The organism is Vibrio sp. D417a, from assembly GCF_030248595.1.
Lineage (GTDB): Bacteria > Pseudomonadota > Gammaproteobacteria > Enterobacterales > Vibrionaceae > Vibrio > Vibrio alginolyticus.
This window is the reverse complement of record NZ_JAHGAM010000011.1, coordinates 223,091-247,722: the sequence shown is the minus strand read 5'-3', so window position 1 is coordinate 247,722 and position 24,632 is coordinate 223,091. Positions and strand designations below refer to the sequence as shown.

16 protein-coding genes are annotated in these 24,632 nt (G+C 45.8%); 2 read left to right on the top strand and 14 right to left on the bottom strand.

Features of this window, described 5'->3' with window-relative positions; genetic code table 11:
* Window positions 1-46: 46 nt before the first annotated feature.
* From KI742_RS12905 to hemL, 14 genes are all read right to left on the bottom strand, one after another.
* Entirely contained in the window at window positions 47-1,459 is a 1,413-nt protein-coding gene (locus KI742_RS12905) for a phosphoglucomutase/phosphomannomutase family protein (protein ID WP_167415431.1), read from the bottom strand.
* 125 nt (window positions 1,460-1,584) lie between these two features.
* Window positions 1,585-3,993, bottom strand: coding sequence for a GH36-type glycosyl hydrolase domain-containing protein (locus KI742_RS12900; RefSeq protein ID WP_017820407.1), 2,409 nt, complete (start codon window positions 3,991-3,993; stop codon window positions 1,585-1,587).
* A gap of 84 nt (window positions 3,994-4,077) precedes the next feature.
* Window positions 4,078-5,997 carry a beta-N-acetylhexosaminidase gene (locus tag KI742_RS12895; protein WP_285385479.1) on the bottom strand — a complete coding sequence of 640 codons (1,920 nt, stop codon included), beginning with the start codon at window positions 5,995-5,997 and terminating at the stop codon, window positions 4,078-4,080.
* Window positions 5,998-6,005: 8 nt separating this feature from the next.
* Window positions 6,006-6,896 carry an N-acetylglucosamine kinase gene (locus KI742_RS12890; protein ID WP_005380046.1) on the bottom strand — a complete coding sequence of 297 codons (891 nt, stop codon included), beginning with the start codon at window positions 6,894-6,896 and terminating at the stop codon, window positions 6,006-6,008.
* A gap of 2 nt (window positions 6,897-6,898) precedes the next feature.
* Entirely contained in the window at window positions 6,899-8,638 is a 1,740-nt protein-coding gene (locus KI742_RS12885) for a glycoside hydrolase family 9 protein (RefSeq protein WP_238843853.1), read from the bottom strand.
* Between the two features lie 63 nt (window positions 8,639-8,701).
* Window positions 8,702-9,697, bottom strand: a complete 996-nt coding sequence (locus tag KI742_RS12880; RefSeq protein ID WP_005380041.1) for an ABC transporter ATP-binding protein — start codon at window positions 9,695-9,697, stop codon at window positions 8,702-8,704.
* A 47-nt stretch (window positions 9,698-9,744) separates the two neighbouring features.
* Entirely contained in the window at window positions 9,745-10,728 is a 984-nt protein-coding gene (locus tag KI742_RS12875) for an ABC transporter ATP-binding protein (RefSeq protein WP_005380040.1), read from the bottom strand.
* A 2-nt stretch (window positions 10,729-10,730) separates the two neighbouring features.
* Window positions 10,731-11,756, bottom strand: coding sequence for an ABC transporter permease (locus KI742_RS12870; protein ID WP_054579088.1), 1,026 nt, complete (start codon window positions 11,754-11,756; stop codon window positions 10,731-10,733).
* Between the two features lie 2 nt (window positions 11,757-11,758).
* Window positions 11,759-12,745, bottom strand: coding sequence for an ABC transporter permease (locus KI742_RS12865; RefSeq protein WP_005380038.1), 987 nt, complete (start codon window positions 12,743-12,745; stop codon window positions 11,759-11,761).
* 170 nt (window positions 12,746-12,915) lie between these two features.
* Window positions 12,916-14,598, bottom strand: coding sequence for an ABC transporter substrate-binding protein (locus tag KI742_RS12860; protein WP_005380037.1), 1,683 nt, complete (start codon window positions 14,596-14,598; stop codon window positions 12,916-12,918).
* 780 nt (window positions 14,599-15,378) lie between these two features.
* Window positions 15,379-18,765: a response regulator gene (locus KI742_RS12855; RefSeq protein WP_167415426.1), complete on the bottom strand. Its 3,387-nt coding sequence runs from the start codon at window positions 18,763-18,765 to the stop codon at window positions 15,379-15,381.
* Window positions 18,766-18,991: 226 nt separating this feature from the next.
* Window positions 18,992-20,017, bottom strand: coding sequence for a 16S rRNA (guanine(1207)-N(2))-methyltransferase RsmC (gene rsmC / locus KI742_RS12850; protein WP_167415425.1), 1,026 nt, complete (start codon window positions 20,015-20,017; stop codon window positions 18,992-18,994).
* A 76-nt stretch (window positions 20,018-20,093) separates the two neighbouring features.
* Entirely contained in the window at window positions 20,094-21,179 is a 1,086-nt protein-coding gene (locus tag KI742_RS12845; protein ID WP_005386541.1) for an AI-2E family transporter, read from the bottom strand.
* 345 nt (window positions 21,180-21,524) lie between these two features.
* On the bottom strand, window positions 21,525-22,820 hold the full coding sequence (hemL, locus tag KI742_RS12840; RefSeq protein WP_005380032.1) for a glutamate-1-semialdehyde 2,1-aminomutase: 1,296 nt from the start codon (window positions 22,818-22,820) through the stop codon (window positions 21,525-21,527).
* A gap of 246 nt (window positions 22,821-23,066) precedes the next feature.
* Between hemL and erpA the strand changes: the two genes are divergently transcribed.
* Complete coding sequence (gene erpA / locus KI742_RS12835; RefSeq protein ID WP_005380031.1) at window positions 23,067-23,408, top strand: iron-sulfur cluster insertion protein ErpA; 342 nt, start codon at window positions 23,067-23,069, stop codon at window positions 23,406-23,408.
* 105 nt (window positions 23,409-23,513) lie between these two features.
* Window positions 23,514-24,629, top strand: coding sequence for an efflux RND transporter periplasmic adaptor subunit (locus tag KI742_RS12830; RefSeq protein ID WP_005386537.1), 1,116 nt, complete (start codon window positions 23,514-23,516; stop codon window positions 24,627-24,629).
* The last annotated feature ends 3 nt before the right edge of the window (window positions 24,630-24,632 follow it).

The window sequence follows — 24,632 nt, the reverse complement described above, 5'->3', positions numbered from 1 at the left end:
CAGCGTTGACTCTCATCATAGTGCTCGAAGCGGGCACAAGGTTCAGTTATAAAGACAAGAAGTCTTTAAACTGTTGAAGAACACGTTCCGCAGTGTCCTTATCTTGCATCTCTGCAAAAATTCGTAGCAGTGGCTCAGTGCCAGAGAAGCGAGCGATTATCCAACCGCTGTTTTTGAAGTAGACTTTCGCACCATCTTCATAGCTGACTTTTTCGATTTCAAACTCAAACTCAGGCAACTGCTTTTCAACATAAATCTTGTTGAACAGTACGTCTTTTTGCGCTGGTTTGAACTTGCAATCGCCTTCTGCCATGTAGGCATAGCCGTACTTGCCGTAGATTTCATCCAGCAACTCAGACAGCTTCTTGCCGGTTACTGAAATCATTTCTACCAATAGGCTTGATGCGAATACGCCGTCTTTACCTTTGATGTGGCCGCGAATGGTTAGGCCACCAGAGCTTTCCCCGCCAATCAGTGAGTCATCCGCTTCCATTTGGGAGCTGATGTGCTTAAAGCCTACAGGAACCTCAAAGCATTTCTCGCCATGATCTTCGGCGACTTTATCGAGAAGGTGGGTGGTTGCGATGTTACGTACCACGGAGCCTTTCCAGCCTTTGTATTCAAGTAGGTAGTAGTAAAGCAGCAGTAGCACTTCATTTGGATGAATGAAGTTACCTTTTTCGTCGATAATACCAAGACGGTCCGCATCGCCATCAGTACCGATGCCAATATCGTAACCTTGCTCTTTCACTAGGTGCATCAAACGGTAGAGTGTTGCAGCGCTTGGCGAAGGCATTAACCCACCGAAATCTGGGTTTTTGCCATCGTTAATCACATCAACGTCACAGCGGCCGTTGATTAATACGGTTTGCAGTGCGTTTTTCGCGACACCAAACATTGGGTCGATCAAAACACGTAAATTCGCCTTCTTGATCGCTTCGATGTCGATAAAGTCGATGATTGAGTCAACGAATTCGTTCATCGGATTGATGATTTCAATCAGCTTATCTTCAACCGCTTGTTCAAAGTCGACGCTTTTTACATCGTGCGCAGTGAGCGCGTCTATTTGTGATTCGATTTTTTGGGTGATGATTTCATCTGCGTCACGACCGCCTTCAATGAAGACTTTAATGCCGTTGTAATCGGCAGGGTTGTGTGATGCGGTAATACATGCCGAGTATGCGCAGCCCATTTCTTTCGCTTTAAACATTACGATAGGTGTTGGGACAAATTTGTCGATAAAGCTGACAACAATGCCGTTTGCTGCTAAAACTTCAGCGAACCAACGACCTGCTTTATCGGAAAGAAAACGACGGTCATAGCCAATCACAAAACCGCGATCAGCAACCGATTCGTTATTCGTGATGTTTGCAACTGCTTGGGCAACCAAGCGTACGTTATCTTTGGTGAACTCCTCACCAATAAATGCACGCCAACCGCCTGTACCAAATTTGATCATGATTCGATCCTCGATAAGAGCGGCATCCCACCGCGTCTTAAATCTTTGCTAGCGAACCGATGCACTTGTAAAACATAAATGCACCGGATAAATCAAAAGGGGAGAAGGACTCCCCCAAAAGATGATTAACCTAGAGTAACGATAACTTCGTTTACTGAACCTTCCGCTTGAACTGGGACAGAGGCACCATTCACTGCTTCACCGTTCACAGTAATCGACTTAACGCCTTTGCTTACTGAGTCTGGGTTAACTACTTTGATGTTGTACGTTGCACCTAGCCATTGACGAGTCACTTCGAAACCAGGCCAGTTCGTTGGGATACATGGATCGATAGTTAGGCCATCGAAGCCTGTACGCACACCAAGGATAAAGTTGGTAACAGCGAAGTAAGCCCAGCCTGACGTACCTGTTAACCATGGGTGGTTTGCACGACCGTGGTCTTGGTGGTCACGACCCATGATGAACTGTACGTATGAGTAAGGTTCTGCAATACGTTTTTCGATGATGTCGTTCTGGTTGTATGGGTTAAGTGCATCGTAGAACTTCATTGCACGATCACCACGACCCAGTTTCGCTTCAGCTACCCAAGCCCATGGATTTGGATGCGAGAAGATCGCACCGTTCTCTTTTACGCCTTGGTAAACACGAGTTACGAAGCCGATATCATCATTCGGTGTTGCAAAAGATGGTGAGTTTAGGTGGAGGCCGTATTCAGAGAATAGGTTCTCATCGACAGCGTCCATCGCTTTTTCGCCGCGCTCTTGAGATACCGCTCCGGAAAGTACCGCAAGCGTGTTTGACTCGAGGTGTACTCGGCCTTCCGCTTGTTGCGCAGTACCGATCTTGTCGCCATTCTTCGTCAGACCACGGATGTACCAACCGCCTTCGTCATCCCAAAGGTGGGTTTCACAAGCTTCACGCACGTTTGCTGCCATTTCCGTGTATTTCTCTACGTCGGCTTCTTTGCCTAGGTATTTCGCTAGGTCGATGAACTCCTGCAGTGCCCAGAAATGTAGGAACGACACCATTGAAGATTCGCCACCACCTAGGTTCAGACAGTCGTTCCAGTCTGCACGCAGACCTTTACAGATACCGGTTTGACCTACGTACTCCGCCGAGAAGTCTAGCGCGGCTTTCATGTGGTCATAAACCGTTGCATCGCCACCGTCGGCGTAAGGGATCACTTCGTCGAAGAAGCTGTGCTCACCGGTTTCCATCACGTACTTACAGATGGTTGGAACTAGCCATAGATGGTCATCGGAACAAGTGTCTTCGATGCCGTGAATCTTGTCTTCATCAGAAGGTGTTGGAACTACGGTTGGGGATTTCGATGGTTTAACATCCGCTTTTTCTGGATCAAACCAATCTGGATCGAATAGGTGTAGACCGTAGCCCGCTTTTACTTGGCCGCGCAGTAGGTCAACGATACGTTTGCGCGTCATTGCTGGGTTAGCGTGAGGAACTGAGATTGCATCTTGCGCTGTATCGCGGTAACCAAGACCAGTACGGCCTCCCACCTCGATGAATGAAGCAAAGCGAGACCACACCACACACGTTTCCGCTTGGTATAACGTCCAAGCGTTGATCATGGTATCTAGACCTTCGTTTGGTGATTTCACTTGGAACTTGCCACAACGCTCATCCCAGTGTGCTTTGATACCCGCAAATGCATTGTCGACTTCTGCAAGGTCTTGGTACTTAGCACGTAGACGGTCACCATTGCCTTTACCGATACCTAGAATGTAAGCAAAGCGAACTTCTTCACCCGGCTGGATAGTGAATTGCTTGTGCAGAGAGCCACAGTGGTTGTAACACGTTTGTGCTGTGTTGAAACACTTACCTTGTTCTACCGCTAGCGGGTTTGCTTCGTCACGGTATAGGCCAAGGAAGCTGTCACGTTGACCGTCGTATGAATCTGGATCAAATGTTGAAGCTAGGTAGTAGAAACCTTCGAAATCGTTGGTGTTGTAGTACAGGTCGTACTCAATCACGCCTTCATTGTAAGCCGTACCTGCTGAGTACAGAGACATCTGATGGTTTTGGTTATCAGATTGAATGTGGCTGAATGAGAACTCAACAAATGAGAATGCACTGATCGTACGTGGTTTGTCAGAGGTGTTTTTAATCACTACATCCCAGATTTCAGCGTCTTCGCCTTTTGGCACGAACAGAGTTTTTGTTGCGGTAATACCGCTGTATTCACATTTGAACTTAGAGTAAGACAAGCCGTGACGAACTTCGTAGTTTGCTTCGTCTAGGCTCTTCGCAACTGGTTGCCAAGAGATTGACCAGTAATCACCTGTCTCATCATCACGCAAGTAAACGTAGTGTCCTGGGCGATCGAATGTCGCATTTGGACGAAATTTAGTAACACGGTTGTATTCTGGAGAGTTGTAGAACGAGTAGCCACCCGCGTTGTGCGAGATAACCGTACAGAACTTCTCAGTACCTAGGTAGTTGGTCCATGGTGCTGGTACGTCAGGGCGAGTGATGACGTATTCGCGATTCTCGTTATCGAAATAGCCGTATTTCATTTGTGTCTTTCCTTTTTACGAAGCTGCATCAGCAGCCAAAATTTAAAAACTCTTCAAGCGTGATGTTTCGACATCAGTTTTGTATTACTTCCACGGTTTACGGTAATTCACTCCCTGCAAATCAAGCAGAGGTAGATGGCCTTTCAAGCGTGATAAATAGTCGGTCCAATCTCGGTGTTGTTTGTCTGTCCAACATGCTTCTGCCATTGCAGTTAAACGAGGGAAGATCATGTAGTCCATGCGAGGTTGGTTATTGATAATTTCGCACCATAATGCTGTTTGAATGCCCCAAATGCGCTTACGTATTGGGTCGTCAGCAGGCACTTCAGCGAGCGGCTCGTAGTTGTAAGCTTTTTCTAGTGGCAGTGGGTTTGCCCAGTCCACGCCCGGTTCTTCAGGTGCGTAGTCTTGGGTCATATCTAGGTAAGTGGTTTGTGCTGGTTGCAGCACCACATCAAAGCCTTGGCGAGCACAGTTCAATGCCGCTTTTTCGCTTAGCCATGAGTAGATCACCGTATCTTTACTGACTTTGTCGCCGTGTTGAGCCTCTTCCCAGCCCAGCATGCGTTTGCCCAATTTACGAAGTTTGTCTTCGGCATAACGCAAGAAGTGTCCTTGCAAATCTTTGTAGTCGCTGTAACCCAGTTGTTCCATTAGTGCTTGGCATGCTGGGCTTTTTGACCATACGCCGTTAGGTACTTCGTCGGCACCAATATGAACGTAAGGCGCAGGAAAAAGCGCAGAGACTTCTTCTAGCACTTTGTCGATAAATTCATAACTCCCCGGCAGAGCAGGGTTAATGACGTTGTCGTTGTAATGCTGAATACTGCGGTATTCGGTGGTATCTTCCGCTTCTACCAATAGGTGTGGTAACGACTTGATGGCGGCTCGGCAATGACCAGGTACATCAATTTCAGGAATGATGGTGATGCCGCGTTGCGATGCAAATTCGATAACGTCTTTGATGTCTTCTTGTGTGTAGAAGCCGCCGTAACGTTCATCAAAGTGCGTGTACTGTGGTTCATTGATCTCATCCAATCCGCGCCAAGCACCAATATCGGTCAGTTGAGGCAGTGATTTGATTTCAATTCGCCAACCCTCATCGTCGGTAAGATGCCAATGGAACGTATTGAACTTGTAATGAGCCAGTTGGTTGATCAAGCGTTTGACTTGCTCAACGGAGTGAAAATGACGAGCACAATCCAGCATCATACCGCGGTAACGAAAACGTGGCCTGTCCTTGATTGAACAGCAAACTACTTCCATTGAGTTAGGTTGATCGCCAACTTTGATTAGTTGTAACAACGTTGCACAAGCATGGGTAAAACCAGACGAAGATCCTGCTTCAATTTTGATTGACTCTTCGGCTACTTTCAGTTTGTAAGCGCCTTCATCCAAGGTTGGGTTGCCTTTGAAGATGATCTGACTGCCATTGTCTGATGCGAACTCAAATTGGTGAATGCGCTTAAGCTCTTCAAGTAGCCATTCTTTAGCTGAATTGGCCAGGCTTGAATAAACCGCGACGCCAGCATGATGATCAAAGCTAAAATAGTGATCGCTGACCTCAATATGGTTTGGTTTTGGCAGCAAGGGCTGTGCATGGGTTAAACTTGCCGGAATCTCACTGCGTTCACGGTATGGTGAAGCTAATACGATAGGCGTGACATCCACTTGTGCGCGCTGTGGGTTTCCATCAACGACAAAGTTGATCATCGCTTCGTTAAAGCCATCCGAGTAATAACGGAATGGGTTCGAACCAATACTGAATTCACAGTAATAGTGATGGTTGGCAGCCAGTACCACCCCTTCTGGTTTAAGTGTGCAAAAACTACCAATTTGAGTCAGTTGACCATTTGAAACGCTGTTTGGAAGAATGTAACGATCGAAAGCGAAAGTTAAGCTCCAGCTGTTTAGGTCTTGGTCGCTCAAGTTATGAAAGGTGAGGCCAAAGCGGCAGTTTTGTTTCTGCTCAGAAAGGACTACGAGATCAACACGATATTCCATATCTACTCCTACGCCGCACTGAGCGAGTAAAGGTTATGTTCTGGTTTGCCAGCAAACATAATTGCGCCTTCAATCGCGTCAAACTGTGGCTCAACAATCCATTGCTGAACTGGTGGTGAAAGCCAACGTACAATGCGTTCAGCTATGCTGCCCATTAAACAAATACGTGTTGCGCCGCGCTTGTTTAATGCCACGAGAAACATTTCTATATCCGCTGCGGTTTGCTTCAGCATTTCAATGGCCAGTGCATCGCCTTGTTCCGCATGTTGGAAAATAGCCGGAGAAAACTGCCCATAATCACGAGGAAGCGCCTGTTTTGACCACGCCACCACGTTGTCGACCTCATTTTCGAAATGCGTCATAACGTGTTGTGCTAGGGGCGTTTTTTCTCTGATGCCATCTTCAGCTAACAAAACTTGCTGAACTAGGCGTAGCCCCATCACTGCGCCGCCACCTTGATCCGAAATAGGGAACTCACGACCACCGACAACATGTTGCTCCAATCCGTTAAGGTAGATGCCACAAGAACCGGTTCCCGCAATCATGATTGCGCCATCTTCGCCATTGTGCGCACCAACGCACGCACCGTAAGCATCGGTATTCAGAGTCATACTGGCAAATGGATGAGGAAGAGACATGAAGGCTTGCCAAGATGCTTTGTGCTCTGCGCCAGCAAGGGCTAAGCCGACGTGCATCGACGCGAAATCTTGTTGTGTCAGACCGCCTTGCTCGGTAGCCGAAGTGATGGATTCAAGAATCGAAGCCATTGCTATTTCAGCACCTAGCATGATGTTGGCACTGCCGCTTTTGGCCTCGCCAAGAAAATTACCTTGTGAATCTTTAATCCTGGCTCGACATGACGTGCCGCCACCATCGATACCGACAAAATACATTCCCATGATTATTCTTCCTTCATATTTTTAGAGGTCGCCAACTGAGAAACATGCTGAGCTTGACTCATTATCGCGAGTAAGTACCAAGCGCCATGCGGGATCCATTGTTCGCCCCAGCGCCAGTTTTGTAACACGTCTTCTTTTTGTGCTGGTGGGTTAAATGCAATGTCTTCCTCGTCTTCAAAGCCGCCAGTGATTCCGTTACACACGCCACCTTTTGCGTTGAAGAAACCATATTGAGGGAGGTAATCAGGGTTGTTACGACCATGGCCATCTAGCATGCACATGTCGTATGGGTTTAAGCCTACAACCCAGTTCAATGCATCTTGAGCAAACACAGAAAGTTGTTGCTGTACTTCTTGCGACGCTATATGCGGTTGAGCAAGGTACGCCATGGTCGCGAGTGAGCCCAGTCGAGCATTCTCGCCTTGCCACCAATAGCCAGATTCATTGTTTTGTGCGACAAAAAATGCCTCGCGTTTTGACTCATTTACGCCTTTAACATATTGGCGAGGGTAACCGAATGGGTTGATCACTTTATTCGATATTGTGATCTCAAACTCACACGCTAGGTTGACGATACGTTTTACCGATTCCGCTCGTGCTGAGTCGTCTTCAATTAATAGATATTCGCATAGGGCAATAACTGGTAGGCCAGCTTCGGCTGCGTGAAAATATGGACGGCTGCCGTCTTGGTTTGCTGACCAAAAGTGTTGAATCTGTTCGTCGCTCATTTGGCGTGCAACTAAACGTTGCGCCCAGAAACGGCTCTCTTCCAAGTAGCGAGTTTCTTTGGTTGCTTTAAACAGTTCTACACAAGCCAGTAGCGCACAGTATTCGTCGATAATGTTTTCTTCCCCATCATTGAGGTACTGCGTATTGTGCTCTTTTAAGTGCCAGTAACCATTTTCGGCAGCGTTGCGGTATTTTTGTTGATCGTATTCACCGTGAACACTTAAACGCGACGCTGCCGCTAGCGCTGCAATGGCGACACCGCCACCTTGTCGAAAGCCTGCTTGATAGTCGTCAAATTTGTGACCAAGTTGAGTTTCGTACGCGCAAATCTCGCGTTGCGCAGTATCTTTGCTCCACTTGTCAAAGACCGTCATGTAGAAAAAGCCTTTTTCGTTTTGCATACGCACAAGAAAGTCTGCACCGAACAGGGCTTCTTCAATCAGACGTGTACGTGTGAAAGCTGCAATGTCTTCGCTTCCTTCAAGCAATGAAACCCCTTTTAGGATGTTCCAAACCACCATTGGGGTTTGTTGAGGATTCAAATAATTCGCGTATGAAAGGTGACTTAAATACTTGCTAACGTCTCCTGATGCGTCGTACCAGCCGCCGTGTACATCAACCTTTTTATTGGAGTTTAGTACTGGAAGTTGTCGATCTTGTTGATCGAAGATCCCGCCGCAACGTTGCGATTTGAAGTAGTGGATCACATCTGACAAAGTTTGATCCAACAGAATGTGTTCGCCAACGATGAAAGAGGAAGAGCGCGTATCTTCTACTTGCAAGAAATAGTCACCTGACGTTGTGAAAGAGGAAAAGTCGATGAGGTAGAAATAGCCCTGATGCCAGTTCGCCACTTTACCTTGTTCTTCAACCGCAAAAGTTGCCACGGTTTGCTCGCTAGTGGCACAAATCAATTGAGCAGTGTAAGAAGACAAGTGTGGTTGTTCGGTCTGGATAATGGCTTTCTTTGGGCCCAGACGTTCATAACCAATGTGGTTAGTCAGTAGCAGCATTCAATGTCTCCGGGAAACGATAAAAACAGGAATGGGCCAGGCTGAACCTGACCCTCGTTATGATTAATCTTCAAATAAGTAACAGCGGACAAAGTGGTTGTCGGACAGTTGAGTGACGCCCGGTAGTCGTTCGCGACATTTGTCGGTAGCGTGTACACAACGTCCAGCAAATGGACAGCCGACAGATTCTGGTGTCCAAAGTGGGATTTCCCCTTTGTTGCCTTTCAGTTTCTCGTGAATAGACTTCGATGGATCTGGAACCGCAGATACCAACAGTTGCGTATATGGGTGTTGAGGATCGTGAATGATTTCTTCAGTATCGCCCCATTCAACCATGTGACCTACGTACATGACCGCGAGATCTTCAGCAATGTAACGCGCTGTTGCGATGTCGTGAGTGATGTAAAGCAGAGACATTTGTTTCTCGAACTTCATCTCTTCCATCAAGTTCAGAACACCGGCACGGATTGATACATCGAGCATCGATGTTGGCTCATCCGCCAATACCACTTCTGCACCAACTGCGATGTTACGAGCTAGGTTTACACGTTGACGCTGACCGCCAGATAGCTGGTGCGGGAACTTTTGCGCCGTTTCTTTTGGTGGAATAAGACCAACTTGTTCAAGTAGGTCGTACACACGCTCTTCCAGTTCTTTCTTGTTGCCCGGTGCTACTTTCTTATGAATCAGCAGCGGGCGCGCAATATGGTGGAAGATATTGTGCGTTGGGTTTAGCGAGCCAAACGGGTCTTGCCACACCATTTGTACACCTTCACGGTAGGTCATTAAATCGTGACGAGAGGTGATGTCTTGGATATCACGACCTTTGTATTCAATGATGCCATCGGTTGGTGCGTACATTTTTGCAATCATTTTTGCAGTAGTAGACTTACCTGAACCAGATTCACCTACCACTGACAAGCCGCGGCTCTTGTACATTTTGAAAGAGACGTCGTTGATTGCGCGCATCTTAGATTGTTTGATTGAGTTACTGTTTAAAGGGAAGTCCTTAACGACATTTTTACCCTCAATCAGCAGTTCGCCGAATTGTTTGCTCATAATTCTCTCCAGTGTAATTTTTGTTCTTAGCTAGCGTTTTTTTGTTGTTAAACCTTAGCTTGAGCAATGGTGTCGCCGTACAAATGGCAATTTGAGAGGCGACCTGGTTCAATTTGACGTAATTGGGTTGGTACACGTGTACATGCTTCATGTACGCGATCGCAACGAGCTTGGAAGCGGCAGCCCCGTGGTACTTCTAGCAAGTTCAACGGGTTACCTGGAATACCAGTCAATTTGGTCTTTGGTCCAGTTAGTGGAGGGAAAGAGCTACCCAAACCTTTGGTGTAAGGGTGGTAAGGACTTTCCAGAATTTGCTTAGAAGGCGCGACTTCAATCAACTCACCTGAGTACATGATGCCGATACGATCCGAGAACTCGACCATCAATGACAAGTCATGTGTGATGAACAGAATTGAGAAACCAAACTCTTCTTTAAGCGCGTAAATTTTTTGTAGAATTTCACGTTGAACCACTACATCCAATGCGGTAGTCGGTTCGTCCATGATGATCATTTTTGGGTTCAGAGCCAAAGCGATTGCGATTACTAGACGTTGACGCATACCACCAGAGAACTGGTGCGGGTAATCACTCAATCGGCTAGGGTGGATATCAACGATTTCCAGCAGACCTTCAGCGCGTGTTTTTGCTTGAGCGCGAGTCATATTAGTATGACGCATGATGACGTCACAGAACTGCTCTTCCATGGTTAGAACAGGGTTCAAAGCGTTCATCGCACTCTGGAATACCATCGACATTTCACTCCAGCGGAACGCTTGCATGCGATCATCGCTGTACTGAAGGATATCTTCACCGTTGAAGATAACCTCACCACCTGTGATAAACGCTGGTGGCTTATGAAGGCGCATTAGTGAGAAGGCAACAGTGGACTTACCACAGCCAGATTCACCAGCCAGACCGAATACTTCACCTGGTGCAATGTCGAAGCTCACGTTGTTACAGGCGCGGACATCGCCCGCGTCTGTGATGTAGTCTACGCATAGGTTACGGATGGAAATTAGTGGTGCAGTCATGATTATTTATCTCCGCTCCATAGTGCATTTTGTGGTGCCAGTTCAGGCTCACGCTCTTTCTTGTCTTTTGCTGCTAGTTTTTTCCAGCGTTTCATGCCTTTGTGAGAACGAAGTTGAGGGTTCGCAATTTCGTCAACGGCAAAGTTCAACAGAGCAAGACCAGTAACCAGTAGTGTTAGGGCAATACACGGTGCTAGGACTTCCCACCATGCGCCAATCAGCATGGCTGATGAGGTTTGCACGTTGTAAAGCATGATGCCCCAACTGATCGTGTTGGCATCACCCAAACCTAGGAACGAAATGACCGCTTCAGTGTTGATCGCCAGCATTACTGAGCCAATGAAGCTCGCACCGACAATCGGGATAAGGTTTGGTAAAATCTCAACGAAGATGATGCGGAATGAAGACTCTCCCAATACTTCGGCAGCTTTAACGAACTCTTTCTCGCGTAGTGCCATAGTTTGAGAGCGGACAACACGTGCACCCCATGCCCAAGAAGTACCAGCGATAATCAAGGCAATGGTGAGTGGGCCTGCTTCACCGATAAAGGCCGCCAGCACGAATAGCAATGGATACTGCGGAATTACTAACATGATGTTCATTGCGGCACTCAATATGTCATCCACTTTACCGCCGAAGTAACCTGCCGATATACCAATGACTGTTGCTAAGAAACACACGATGATGCCAGCACCAAAGCCTACACCCAGTGATACTCGTGCACCGTAAGCCACCTGCGACCAGATATCGCGACCCATTCGGCTAGTACCTAATACGTGGTCGGCCTTTTTAGACATAATCAGCGTACGACGATCGTCTGCTAGGTTTTTAGCGACCCAACCATCAGGATTGTTTTGTGCCTGTTTTACAACAAAGCTTGGGTATTCGTGCGGGTTACCGGTTCGCTTGTCTGGCGCATGCTTTGTAAGTAAAGGAGCGGCAATCGCAACGAACACGAACAGCGTAACAATGCCAAGACCAATGCGAGCGAATGCGTTACCTAAAATAAGTTTGAATAGTTCTTTCATGATTATTTGCCTCCCGTACGTAGGCGAGGGTCTAGAATCATGTACAGCATGTCAGCCATTAAGTTGAAGCACAGCATGAACATCGTCATGATAATTAACTGACCTTGAAGTACTTGGTAGTCACGAGCGTGAATTGCGTTCAATAGAACAGTACCTAGGCCTGGGTAGTTGAAAATCATCTCGATGATTAATTGACCACCGATGGCCATACCTAGAGACATAGACAGTGCGGTAACACTTGGAAGTAGTGCGTTACGTGCAGCGTAATTAAAGACGACGCGGTTTTCACTCAGCCCTTTACCTTTAGCCATCGTGATATAGTCTTCGGCGAGAAGGTTGATCATGTTGTTACGCATGTTAACTAGGAAGCCACCAATTTGAACGATGGTTGCACAGAATAGAGGTAGTACAGCGTGGTAACCCACGTTCTTGATGAACTCCCAGCTTGTCCAATCAGGAATAGTACCTGGCGTGTAAGCATAGCCAGATGGGAACCATTTCAGGCCAATCGCAAAGGTAAACAGCGCTAACATTGCGATAACCATTTGTGGAATAGCTTGAATGATTAATGTGCCAGGCGTTACGAATGCATCGTACTTACTACCGCGCTTCCAGGCGGCAAAAATACCAAGGACAGAAGCGATGGAGAAAGAAAGTACAACCGCAGTACCAGCTAGAAATAGTGACCAGCCAAATGCACTACCTAGTAAAGAATTAACTGAAAGTGGGTAGAACTGGATTGAGGTGCCCAATTCCCAACTTAGAATGTTTTTAATGTACGAGAAGTACTGAATGTAAATTGGCCCATCAACGAAACCGAGCAGTTCTTTCATTGCTGCGATTCGTTCTGGAGTCACCTGTACTGAAGCATTAGCAAACATCATGGTAACTGGGTCACCAGGCATTGCTCGCGGAATAATAAAGTTTAACGTCGCTGCAACTAAGAGCGCGACAAGATAGAACGACAAACGTCTTAAAAAATAACCCATAACTCACACCTTACTCACCCAGATTTTTTCCCTGTCTCTGGTTTCAGGTCGCTCCTAGCGAAATTTAGAGCGAAAAATCCCCTGACGACGAGCGCCACATATTGGTTTCGTTAACAAGGGATTTTTATAGGCGGCACACGGGATGTATGCCGCTTGAAATGAACTTCTACTTATTTAACTGGTTTTAGGTCCAGTACGTGAAGTAGACGCTCTGGGATACCTGCCCAAATGTTTGGACGGCCCTTAGGGTTTTCTTCGTTCCACCAACCAGTGAAGCGAGTTGTGTTGTATTGGTACATGTACGCGCCAGATAGCACAGGAATAGTTACTTGGTCCTGAGCAATGATCTTCTGAATGCCATGAGCGATCTCTAGTTGTTCTTGCTTATCTGCTGTCTTGTAGAAGCTGTTAAGAAGACCGTCTAGCTTATCGTTCTTGTAGAAGTGCATTGCAAAGCGAGGCATGCCGTCACCAGCTTGTAGCTTCGAGTTGTAGCCACTATCCCAGTACAAGTGTGGATCTGCACCGTGGAAGTAGTTGGTGTAAGCAACGTCGTAAGTACCTTCTAGCATTGCTTGGTTGTATACCGAGAAGTCCGGTGTACGAGCACGAGCTTTAATGCCCACTTCTGCTAGTTGCTCAACGGCTAGTTGTACTGTGTTGTTGAAGTCAGTCCAACCGTTTGGTGATTGAATTAGAAGCTCGAAAGACTTGCCAGATGGTGTATCCACAAAGCCATCTTTGTTTACATCTTTGAAGCCAGCTTTAGCTAGAAGCTTTTTCGCACCTTCCGCGTTGTATGTGTTGTAGCCTTTGTACTTGTTGTGTGTCTCTTCATCAGACCAAGCTTCGAATGCGTAGCCAAGGCCAGATGCGAAGTCGTTCACTGTACCGCCGCCGTAGAAAGCGATATCAATGATAGTTTGACGGTCTAGCGCCATAGAGAACGCACGACGGAAGTCAACGTTAGTTAGCGCTTCGTTTTTCGCAGCGTCTGGGTTTTTGAAGTTCACTACAAATGCTTGAGTACCCGCTGGTGGGTACCAGTAGTGGTGATTCGGACTTGCTGCAGCGTACGTACGGTCGATGTCTGGTACGAATGAAGACGTCCAGTCCATTTCGCCGTTAACGATCTTGCCCAAGAATTGGTCGTTGTTCGCGATTTGTGGCACACGCAGACAATCTACATCTAGGTTGTCAGCATCCCAATAATTCGGGTTCTCACACTGGATATATAGCTGCGGTGTGAAAGTGTCGATTTCAGTAAATGGACCACTTCCTACTGGATTTTCGTTTGTGAATGTAGCTGGATCTTTTACTTTGCTCCATACGTGCTTAGGTACGACGGGTACTTTCGCAATTTCGTAAGGAACGTTTGAGTTTGCTTCGCTTAGACGGAATTTAACTTGGTAGTCGTTAACTTTTTCTACGCCAGTCACCCAAGAGTTGATACCAGACTGGTCTAGCTCTGGCTTCTCTTTCACTAGGTTGAAAGAATAAACAACGTCATCAGCGGTAAACGCTTTGCCATCAGACCATTTTACGCCCTTACGGATATCGAAGGTTACGCTCATCAGGTCATCAGCCATGGTAAAGTTTTCTGCTAGACGAAATACAGGCGTGTTACCGTGCATTTCGTTAAAAACAACGAGCGGCTCGTAAATAAAGTCGGTTGTTGTGTGCAGGTTAGTTGCACCCAAGAAAGGGTTAAAGTTACGAACGAAAGTTGTAAACTCTTTAGGGTGGATAGTCAGTTCACTGCGTTCAGCCGCAGTAGCTACCGATGCAAAACCTGTAGTAGCCGTTGCAATAATTGCTGTTGCTAGTGCTGTTTTTTTAATATTGGCAAGCATAGCTGTTCCTTACTATTTGCTTTCATTTCACTAAATGGAATTGAATGTCATCAATTGATAAACACTCTCTAAGACCTACCTCTTGTACATGCCTTACTCATTACAACATTGAGTTTCGCCAAGAGTGGCCTGTAGGCCTTAGGCAGGAGTAAGAAAACACCTTATCCATAAAATAATCAAACTTGATTCCCGTTAAAAACGTTAAAATCTCTGAGCTCTCCGTTATAAACGTTATTTTGGCTAATTTTAACCAGCATTGGGCCAAAAAATAAACGTTGATATGCGTCGCAGTTTATATCCTTGTTAATAATGAGTGTTGGTGATTACTAACCTGTTGGTCCTTTTTAAATATACGTTTCCTGCTTGGTTTCTAGGTTCGGAGATCTCGCTCACATGCAGAAATGGTGTTAATTAATCAGCTAAAAATTAATCTGCCGTTCTGTTGTGATTAAGTTCGCAATCTCTATCAATAGTTCGTCAAAATCCGCTTGTTATCTGAAAAATGGCCTTTTTTATCGACAGTTTTCTTCCGTTTGTTGTCCTTTTTTTGTTGTATGAATGAAGTTTTTCGGTTGCTCGAACTTACCTAGTTAAGACAAGTTAAATGGATAAGGTCGTACGTTTTGAATACCAACAATAGATAGCGTTGTCTAACCGAATGTTCGTTATTGGAAATATGTTAACGGGGTAGGAAGAGGCGGTCTCTTTTATCTCTAGGAAGGGAATACTCGAATAACAAAAAAGCCCAGCATGCACGCTGGGCTAGTTTTTTGATAAATATTAGCTGGTCAATAGTCGCTGTAGTTTATCTCGTTGTGCTTCTATGTATGCTCTCTCGGGGCTCTGTTCTTTGCAGTGTTCGAGAATGAACTCTATCGAGCTTAGCACCGTTCTCCAACGTGGTGTTTTGGGTAATGTTTCTATACGCATGTATTTATCTAAAGTGCGTGTTTGCAAAGTACTACGGTCTAGATAAACGCGCCACAAGCCACTTTGCTCTGCAAATGCGAACTTACTTTCACCCGTTACAGATTCCCAATACTCTAAAGCATGTGTCATTGCGTCTACTAGAACTTCTCGCATAAGTTCTTGCTTGTCCTTTTTATTACCGAGTGCTTTGTCTGCAAGGCGCGTAAATTCTCCGCCAAGCTCTTTTAGCTTTTGCAATTGGTCTTTGTCACCATCAAATGCATAACTTGAAAGCACTTCTACGGCGGTTTCTAGATTATGTATGCGAGCGGCACTGGCTCCACCGCCGACATTAAAGATGTACATGATATCTAACCCTGAACCTTCAGGGAGCTTAAGAATGTCTGCTTCGATGTTCTGACGAATATCTTCAATATAGATATCAATCTTGCCACAGTAATGAGGTTGTTTGACGGTTAGATATTTAGGGGCAATCAGCTCATCAGCAGATGAGCGCTTTAGCTGTTCTAAGCTGCGCTTGAATAGCTTACAAGCAGCTTCGTTAGCAAAGCGAATACGCTTGTCTTCACGTAGACAGATGATTGCTTCAGGAGCCGATTCTAGCTGTTCCAACAAACGACCTTGAGTCTCAAGTAAGCTTGCTTCAACGACTGCTCGCTGTCTAAGTTCAGACTCTAACACTTTGTTTTCCATATGGCGCATTTCTGCTTTACTTGCCGTTAAATGCGCTTGGATACGTGCCGCCAACTCTTGTTTATTAAATGGTTTCGATAAATAGTCGTTGGCTCCTGCTTCAAAACCTCTTACACGATCTTCTGTTTGACTGAGTGCGGTGAGCATAATGATTGGCAACTCGGCATGATCATAGGTTTCACGTAGTTCACTACAAACTTGGTAGCCGCTCATGCCTGGCATCATGATATCCAATAACAGAAGTTCCGGCTTCTCTTGCTCGACGAGCGCTAACGTTTCTGGCCCATCGGAGACGGTACGCACACGATAGCCCTCTAAACGTAAAAAGCTTTCAAGCACGCGTAAGTTTACTGGTTCATCGTCAGCAACATACAGTAACGGGCCGTCTGGGTTCTCTGGAAGTGATAAGTCTTCGCTGTTCTCTACATTAACTTCAGGAATTTGGAAGTGCCCGTGCGCAGCTAGAGTCTGGGTTGCTTGGATTTCTTCTTCACTGGCGAGCGGTAAAGTGAAACTGAAGGTAGTTCCGACCATTGGTTGGCTACTGACGTATAACGAGCCTCCCATTAATTCGATCAATTGACGGCTAATGGAGAGCCCAAGTCCTGCACCTTGACGATAACGGCTCGCGTCTTGCCCTGCTTGGATGAGTGGTTCAAAAATATGTTCAAGTTGTTCTGCGGGAATTCCTTGTCCAGTATCCACGACTTGTACGCGTACATGATCATCTACCACATTAGCGGAGATAACAATTTTACCTTCTGAGGTGTATTTAATCGCATTGCCAATCAGGTTATATAGCACTTGTTCAAGGCGTTGCGGGTCAGCTGACACTGCTTTTAAATCCGCTGGGACTTGGTTGATGATGCGGATGGTTTTACTTCCGAGTAAATGGCTAGAAAGCTCTAAAACCAATCGTGTTGCACTGCCCAAACTCACTGCTGATTTCTGGATATCCATGCTTCCATAACGCATTTTATGATAATCCAACAAGTCATCGACTAGATTAGCGAGACGCTGACCACTTTTAATGATGATATCAAGCTGATATTTCTGGCTAGCGGGGATCGCACCATTGGCGCCGGACGCTAAGGTTTCAGCAATCCCGACCATGCCGTGTAACGGTGTACGAAGTTCATGAGAAGTCGTGGCTAAGAATTCATCTTTTAATTTATCGGCCAATTGCAGTTCTTCATTCTGTTTTTGAATGATCTGTATGTTGCTTTCTAGTTCTTCATTTTGCTTCTTAATGGTTTGAATCTTCTCTCGAATAGAGCGTTGCATTCGTTCAAAGCTTAACGCAAGCCGACCAATTTCATCTTTACGAACCGTATTAAAAGACGTGTCATCAAGATCCCCTGCAGAGACCTTTTCGGCAACCCAAGTCAATTTCAGCAACGGAGAAGTGATAAAGTTTGATAAATAGTGAGAAGCTATCACCACAAGGATAATGGCGATCAACATAGCGATAACGAATAGTTTTTCGAGTTGATGGATACGAGCGAAAGCTTCGTTTTCTGGTAACTGTACGACGAGCGCCCAAATCACACCACGAGTTTCAATCGGTGCATAAGCCGCGATGATTTCTTCACCTAAGCCGTTCGTGTAAGTGCCGACACCAAACGCACCAGAGAGTGCTTTATCGATCACTTCTAAACTGTTCTTAATGTCGTCTTGTTTCGTGTTAATTGTGCGAGGTTGGTGATCATTTCCAACCAGCAGGGTGTTAATGGATGACTCTCGATTAGCGTCTGCGGCTAACTTAGTGATGCCATTATTTGGCAAGCGGAACATGGCATAGCTGTGTAGATAACCTTGCTGAACAATTGGTGCACCTAGCCAAGCGACTGATTTACCCCCTTCCAGCTCGAAGTCAGACACAATCACAGGAGTGTAGTCTTCGTTTACTTTTCGACGTTCAGTCACATCATCGGCGAGACGCTTGAAAGTTTTGCCAAGTGCCGAGTCTTTGTTGGGGCCTGATAACAAGTTCGTTCCGTAGTTATCGTCTTTGTTGATCGAGTAGGTGACGTTACCATTGATGTCGACCAGCAAAATGTCATTAAAATCAGAGCGCTTGAGGAGCTCCAAGTAGGCCCAATGATAGCGTTTATGCAAAAGTCGGTAACGTTCACTTCCTACATAGTTGGATGACTCGGGTAACGTTGAGGTTTTGATTTGGTCTCCGCTGCCCTCGATGTAGCGCTGTTGGGCGTTTTTACGAGACTCTTCAATATCATTGCCTAAACGACTAAAAGCATTGACGAGACCGTAGAATCGGCCACCACTGGCGTAAGCCAACTCTGAGCGCACAAAGCCCATGACTTCGGTTTCTCGTGCCTCAAAGTAGTCGATGATTTGCTGCTGTTTTGTATCTCGAACAGACAGTAAGTGCGAGGTGCTTTGTTCTTGCAGATCTTTACTGTGGGACTGCAAGAAAAAGATCGCAGTAATGGTAAGAGGTGTGATACTGAGCACCAGAAATGCGGTCATCAGTGTACTCTGAAGGCGCTTAAATTTCTGTTTTTTGTAGAATTTAAACATGGATAAGATTACAACTCATAATGGGCAGTTCTAAAACATACTTCGCTGCCGAGGTTCTCGTTAAAAACGGATAAGATGTTCAACTAGATAGAATTAACAAAATTAACGAGTTTTTTTTCTTTGACAAGAAAGTTAGTTGTAAAGCGTGCAGGGTGACGCAGTTTTTCTTATGAGTGTTGAATTTATGAGAAAAAATCGCGCAGGTTTGTGCCTGCGCGGGGGGAAGTTATGATTTTTTCGCGTAGTAGATAGAAAATTTATTGGTCTTATTTAGCGTCTCGCAATTATTAAACGCCCGCTCGATAATTGGTGGGTATTTTAAGAAGCTATTCGCGACAATCACCATTTCGCCGTCTTTGGTTAGATATTGTGGTGCCTGGCCCAACAAGGTTTCCGCTGCGTTGTAATTTGTGTCTAAACCACTGTGGAATGGCGGGTTGCTGACGATAAAGCGGTAGTCTTTTGCGGTATCCGAGTATATATCTGATGCAAATACGCGTCCGGATAAACCATTCGCTTCTAATGTGGCTTGGCTAGAAGTGATCGCATAAGCATTAATGTCACACATCTCAATCGCGATCTCTGGATTCGCTTTCGCCATAAACGCACCGAGCACACCTGCACCACAACCAAAGTCGAGCACTTTGCCCGACAGCTTAGGTAAGGTTTCAAGCAGAAATCGGCTACCTAAGTCGAACTCGCCATGGCTGAATACGCCAGGTAGGCTCTTAACCGCTAGCGACTGCTCACCGAGTGTAACAGTGTAAGACTTAAACCAATCTGCTTGGTTGAAAGGTTTTGGTTCATTGAGGCAATTACCCCAGTAAAATGAGCAGCGACGAGCAGAGTCGTACTTGTTCACAGGGCCGTATTCTTGGAACATCTTCTCGATGCTCTTGATGCCGGAGCGGTTTTCACCAACGATGACGATTTCGGTGTTAATGCCCAGTTTCGCCATCAACATCGCCAGCAAGTATTCTGCTTCAGCTTTTGCTTTTGGCCAGTATAAAAGGACCATGTCTGCTTTTGTTTCAACATCAAACACAGAGCCAAAATGACTTTTCACTTTGTCAGAGGTTTGAATTTGGCGGTAGTAGCTATAGTTGGAAGTAAACACTTCAACAGACTCACAATGAGCCACTAACTCAAGAGGAAATAGGTCTTCAACTTCACCAGCGACTAAAACGTGTTTTCCGTTGAAGTATTCAAGTTGGCGCTGAGCTATTTGGCTAGGAGCGATATAAGCAGACATAAATTTGGTTCATCAGAAATAATTTGGGGCAGATTTTCGCACAATCTGCCCCAAGCTTGAAGTGATTAAGCGGTGACTAGCTGTTGTCTTGTTGGTTAAGGAAGTCTTTGAATTCTTCCTCGTAGATATTAAACAGTACCATGGTCACGGCAAAAATAAGTGGGCCGTAGATAAGACCAATCAAACCAAACAGATGCAGACCACCCAGTAATGAGAAGAAAATCATAAGGGTATTCATGCCGGCGCTGCCTTGCATTAGCAACGGGCGCAATAGGTTATCTATAGAGCCAACGACAACTACACTCCACACCGTCAAGAAGATAGCCCAAGTCATATCGCCTGTTAAGAACAAGTACGCTGCTGCAGGAATCCAGATTAGCGCGGTTCCTACCACTGGAATGAATGATGCAAAGCCCATCATCGTTCCCCAAAATAACCCAGGGAAGCCTGCTAGCCACATACCGATACCGCCAGCCAGACCTTGAGCAATCGCTGTCATGAATGAGCCCATTACGGCTGATTTAGAAACTTGCTCTATCTCTGTCAATATGCGGTCTTCTTGGCTACGTGAGAGTGGCAGGATATGACGAATCGCAGAGATAATTTTGTCGTGGTCACGAAGCAGAAAAAACAGCACAAACAGCATTAGGAAGAAGTTCATTAGGAAGTTGGTTGCGTCTCCTAAAATCTTTGCGCTGATAGCGACTAAGTTAGAGCCAAACGATGTGGCAAATTGACCAATTTTCTCAGCAATGGCTTTGGGCTCGATTTTATCAAAAGGTAAGTACTCATTAACAATCGCTAAGCCTTTGATAACGAAAGGATGTTGGAATATATCTTGGATACCACCATTGGTAACCCAATTATATGTATTTTGTGAGAAAACAGAGCCTTGCTGAACAATGGCGGCAAACACAAATAAAAGCGGGATAACAATAATAAACGTCAAGACGACACATGACAGCAGTGCCGCCATATTGGGGTGCTTGGGAATTTTCTGCTCAAACCATTCGTGTATCGGAAACATGAGCAAAGAAATGATAAAAGCCATCACAATGGAATTGATATATGGCTCAACCAATAAGTAGCAAGCAAAAGCAGCGGCGAGTAAAGCAACCATTAGTACTCGGTGACTCGACGTTATTTTTACATTATTTGGCATGGTATTAGTCCAACTTACAGGTGACGTTTACGGTTTATGCCTTCAATGATGGCGTGTAACCTTTATTACTTTGCACTCTTAACTCTTTCAAGCTTATGACAATGCCGAATTAGAGCAGGGCGATGTACCTTGCTATAATGACTACAAATCAGTCGGTTATCAATCAAGAGATGAGCTATGGGTTGTTGCAACGGTGATAAAAAGTGTCAAACTGAGAAAAAAGCTAAGCGAATACCGTGGTTTGGCATTGTCGTTGGGGTATTAGCGATATTGGTTATTTTGAATTGGCAATAAAAAAGGACCGTTACGGTCCTTTTCTAAATGCGTTATCGCCGTTTTTAGCGATTATTTCGCTTCTTCTGCAAGAACAGCAAAACAGCGGTCAGCCGCTTCTAATGTGGCATCAATCTCTTTTGAACCATGAGCGAGTGAAGTAAAGCTCGCTTCAAACGCAGATGGCGCAAGGTAGACACCGTGTTTTAGCATTAAGTGGAAGAAACGCTTGAAGCGTTCTACATCGCACTTCGTTACGTCTTCGTAGCAAGTTACTTTTTCCTGGTCAGTGAAGAAGAAGCCGAACATACCGCCCACTTGGTTAACAACTAGCGGAATACCGTGTTTTTCTGCTAGAGACTTAAAGCCTTCAGCAAGTTGTTTCGTTTTAGAAGCTAGGCGCTTTTCGTTGCCTTCTTCTTTTAGAAGGTTCAAACATGCGTAGCCTGCTGCCATTGCGACAGGGTTACCGGAAAGGGTACCAGCTTGGTAAACTGGGCCTGTAGGTGCAACGTATTGCATCACTTCTTTACGGCCACCGAAAGCACCTACTGGCATACCGCCACCAATCACTTTACCCAGTGTCGTTAGGTCGGGTTTGATGTTGTAGTGTGCTTGCGCGCCGCCTAGAGCAACACGGAAGCCTGTCATTACTTCATCAAAAATTAGTAGCGCGCCTTCTTGATCACAGATTTCACGTAGCCCTTCGTGGAAGCCTTCCACTGGTGGAATACAGTTCATGTTGCCTGCTACTGGCTCAACGATGATACAAGCAATTTCGCCTTTGTTAGCAGCAAATAGCTCGCGTACAGAATCTAGGTCGTTGAATGTTGCTGTTAGCGTGTGCTTAGCAAAATCTGCAGGAACGCCAGGAGAGCTTGGTTGGCCTAGAGTTAGTGCTCCAGAACCTGCTTTTACTAGCAAGCTGTCAGCGTGGCCGTGGTAACAACCTTCAAATTTCATGATCTTGTCGCGACCGGTGAAGCCACGTGCAAGGCGAATCGCGCTCATAGTAGCTTCAGTACCAGAACTTACCATGCGGATTTGCTCCATTGATGGAACAAGCTCAGAAACTAATTCTGCCATCGCGATTTCAAGCTCTGTTGGCGCACCGAAGCTAAGACCGCGTTGCGCTGCATCAATTACTGCTTCGCGGATAACCGCGTGGTTGTGGCCAAGAATCATTGGACCCCAAGAGCCAACGTAATCAATATACGCTTTACCATCGGCATCAAAAATCAGTGGACCGTCTGCTCGTTCGATAAATAGCGGAGAGCCGCCAACGCCGTTGAATGCACGAACTGGTGAATTGACACCGCCAGGGATGGTTTGCTGAGCTTTTTGATACAGCTCTGATGATTTGGTCATGGGGTTATCCTCTTTTGATTGCTCGGACCAAGTGGAGCGCATTGTACCTAGCTATAATCAAGTTAGAAACGTTTTGCTTAATTTATGTGTTGTTTCGCAGTGTAATCTTATATATCCGCATCTGTTATAAAGAATCGGCGGCGAATACTTGAACGAGTTTGTCAGGTATTGGATAATCGTCTCAATTAGCACAAATTTGACGTCTTGCTTCAGGCTTGACGCATTACACGAGTGAGAGAGGTCTTCGTGAGCGAAGTAAACGTACCATTATCTTTTTCTGACGCAGCAGCATCTCGCGTTAAAGCATTGATTGCTGAAGAAGAAAACCCAGCATTGAAACTGCGCGTATACATTACTGGCGGCGGCTGCAGCGGCTTCCAATACGGCTTTACTTTTGATGAAAATGTAAACGAAGGCGATACGACAATCGTAAACAGTGGTGTAACACTGGTTGTAGACCCTATGAGTCTGCAATATCTCGTAGGCGGTATTGTTGACTACACAGAAGGGTTGGAAGGAGCGCGCTTCTTCGTAAATAACCCCAATGCAACGACAACATGTGGTTGTGGTGCATCGTTCAGTGTGTAATTAACACCTAACAGGCAGCTAATGGCTGCCTGTGCTTTATGTAGAAGGATGTCACGTAAAGCGCACGCTCGCAGATATGCAGAGAAATAATAAAAAGGACTTTATATGTCTGGACTTTCTTTTGGACGCCGAATTGTCGAGCGCCCTTGGCTAGTATCTCTTATCCTCGTCTTACTTCTTGTTGCATGGCTAACCATCGGCCAACTCAAAGCACAAGATGATCATCCTAACTCTTCAACATCCACGAACACGACACCACTTGCAAAGGTGATGTTTGATACTTTTCTTGCCGAACCTACCAGTAAAACCATTGAATTGTATGGACGAACAGCGCCCAATCGTCAAGCGCGTCTTGGCGCCGAAGTTGCCGGTAAAATAGTCAGTCTTAACATAAAGAAAGGCCAAGCGGTCAAACAGGGACAAGTGATCGCAAACATCGATAAGCGCGACCTTGGCATTCAACTTAAACGGGCCCAGGCGATGCTGTTGGTTAAAGAGAAAGAGTTTAATGCAGCTAAATCGCTAAAAAGTCGTGGACTGCAAGGTGAGGTTGCATTTGCGACAGCGCAAGCAGCGTTGGTAGATGCACGTGCGAATTTGAGTAACGTGCAAACGGCTTTAAGAAATACTGAGGTTAAAGCGCCATTTGATGGCATCGTAGATCACCACTTTGTTGAGTTAGGTGATTTTGTCGGGATTGGCGATCCTATTGCGACGGTCATTGATTTGGATACTTTAGTGATTGAAGCCGATGTCAGTGAACGGCATATACAATACCTTAAGGAAGGCCTAGAAGCCGACGTAAGAACCATTAACCAACAGCATCATCAAGGTCGTGTGCGCTACATTGGACGTGTTTCTTCTGCTTCTACTAATACATTTCCAATTGAAATCGAAATTGATAATCAAGACGCAAGAATTCCTGCCGGTATGAGCGCAGAAGTACAGCTGCCTTTGAGTGAAGTGTTGGCAGTAAAGATTACGGCTGCCATGTTAGCACTAGATGAAGAAGGTAACTTAGGTGTCAAGACACTGCGTAATGAGTATGTTGAGTTTGTTCCAATTCAACTCGTTAAGGCCGAGGATGATGGTGTGTGGCTCTCTGGGTTAGGAGAGCGTGCAGACATTATCGTGCTGGGACAAGGTTTTGTGCGAGATGGTGATCAAGTACTGGCCAATAAAGTTGATGACGTAGTTGTTGAAGCGGCTAGTGAGCAGTAAGGA

Bases quoted from the DNA above. Each gene is read 5' to 3' on its own strand.
- hemL (WP_005380032.1), bottom strand. From the start codon at position 22,820: ATGACCAAATCATCAGAGCTGTATCAAAAAGCTCAGCAAACCATCCCT.
- KI742_RS12890 (WP_005380046.1), bottom strand. From the start codon at position 6,896: ATGGGAATGTATTTTGTCGGTATCGATGGTGGCGGCACGTCATGTCGA.
- KI742_RS12865 (WP_005380038.1), bottom strand. From the start codon at position 12,745: ATGGGTTATTTTTTAAGACGTTTGTCGTTCTATCTTGTCGCGCTCTTA.
- KI742_RS12885 (WP_238843853.1), bottom strand. From the start codon at position 8,638: ATGCTGCTACTGACTAACCACATTGGTTATGAACGTCTGGGCCCAAAG.
- KI742_RS12870 (WP_054579088.1), bottom strand. From the start codon at position 11,756: ATGAAAGAACTATTCAAACTTATTTTAGGTAACGCATTCGCTCGCATT.
- KI742_RS12830 (WP_005386537.1), top strand. From the start codon at position 23,514: ATGTCTGGACTTTCTTTTGGACGCCGAATTGTCGAGCGCCCTTGGCTA.
- KI742_RS12845 (WP_005386541.1), bottom strand. From the start codon at position 21,179: ATGCCAAATAATGTAAAAATAACGTCGAGTCACCGAGTACTAATGGTT.
- KI742_RS12875 (WP_005380040.1), bottom strand. From the start codon at position 10,728: ATGACTGCACCACTAATTTCCATCCGTAACCTATGCGTAGACTACATC.
- KI742_RS12905 (WP_167415431.1), bottom strand. From the start codon at position 1,459: ATGATCAAATTTGGTACAGGCGGTTGGCGTGCATTTATTGGTGAGGAG.
- KI742_RS12860 (WP_005380037.1), bottom strand. From the start codon at position 14,598: ATGCTTGCCAATATTAAAAAAACAGCACTAGCAACAGCAATTATTGCA.
- KI742_RS12880 (WP_005380041.1), bottom strand. From the start codon at position 9,697: ATGAGCAAACAATTCGGCGAACTGCTGATTGAGGGTAAAAATGTCGTT.
- KI742_RS12855 (WP_167415426.1), bottom strand. From the start codon at position 18,765: ATGTTTAAATTCTACAAAAAACAGAAATTTAAGCGCCTTCAGAGTACA.
- KI742_RS12895 (WP_285385479.1), bottom strand. From the start codon at position 5,997: ATGGAATATCGTGTTGATCTCGTAGTCCTTTCTGAGCAGAAACAAAAC.
- rsmC (WP_167415425.1), bottom strand. From the start codon at position 20,017: ATGTCTGCTTATATCGCTCCTAGCCAAATAGCTCAGCGCCAACTTGAA.
- KI742_RS12900 (WP_017820407.1), bottom strand. From the start codon at position 3,993: ATGAAATACGGCTATTTCGATAACGAGAATCGCGAATACGTCATCACT.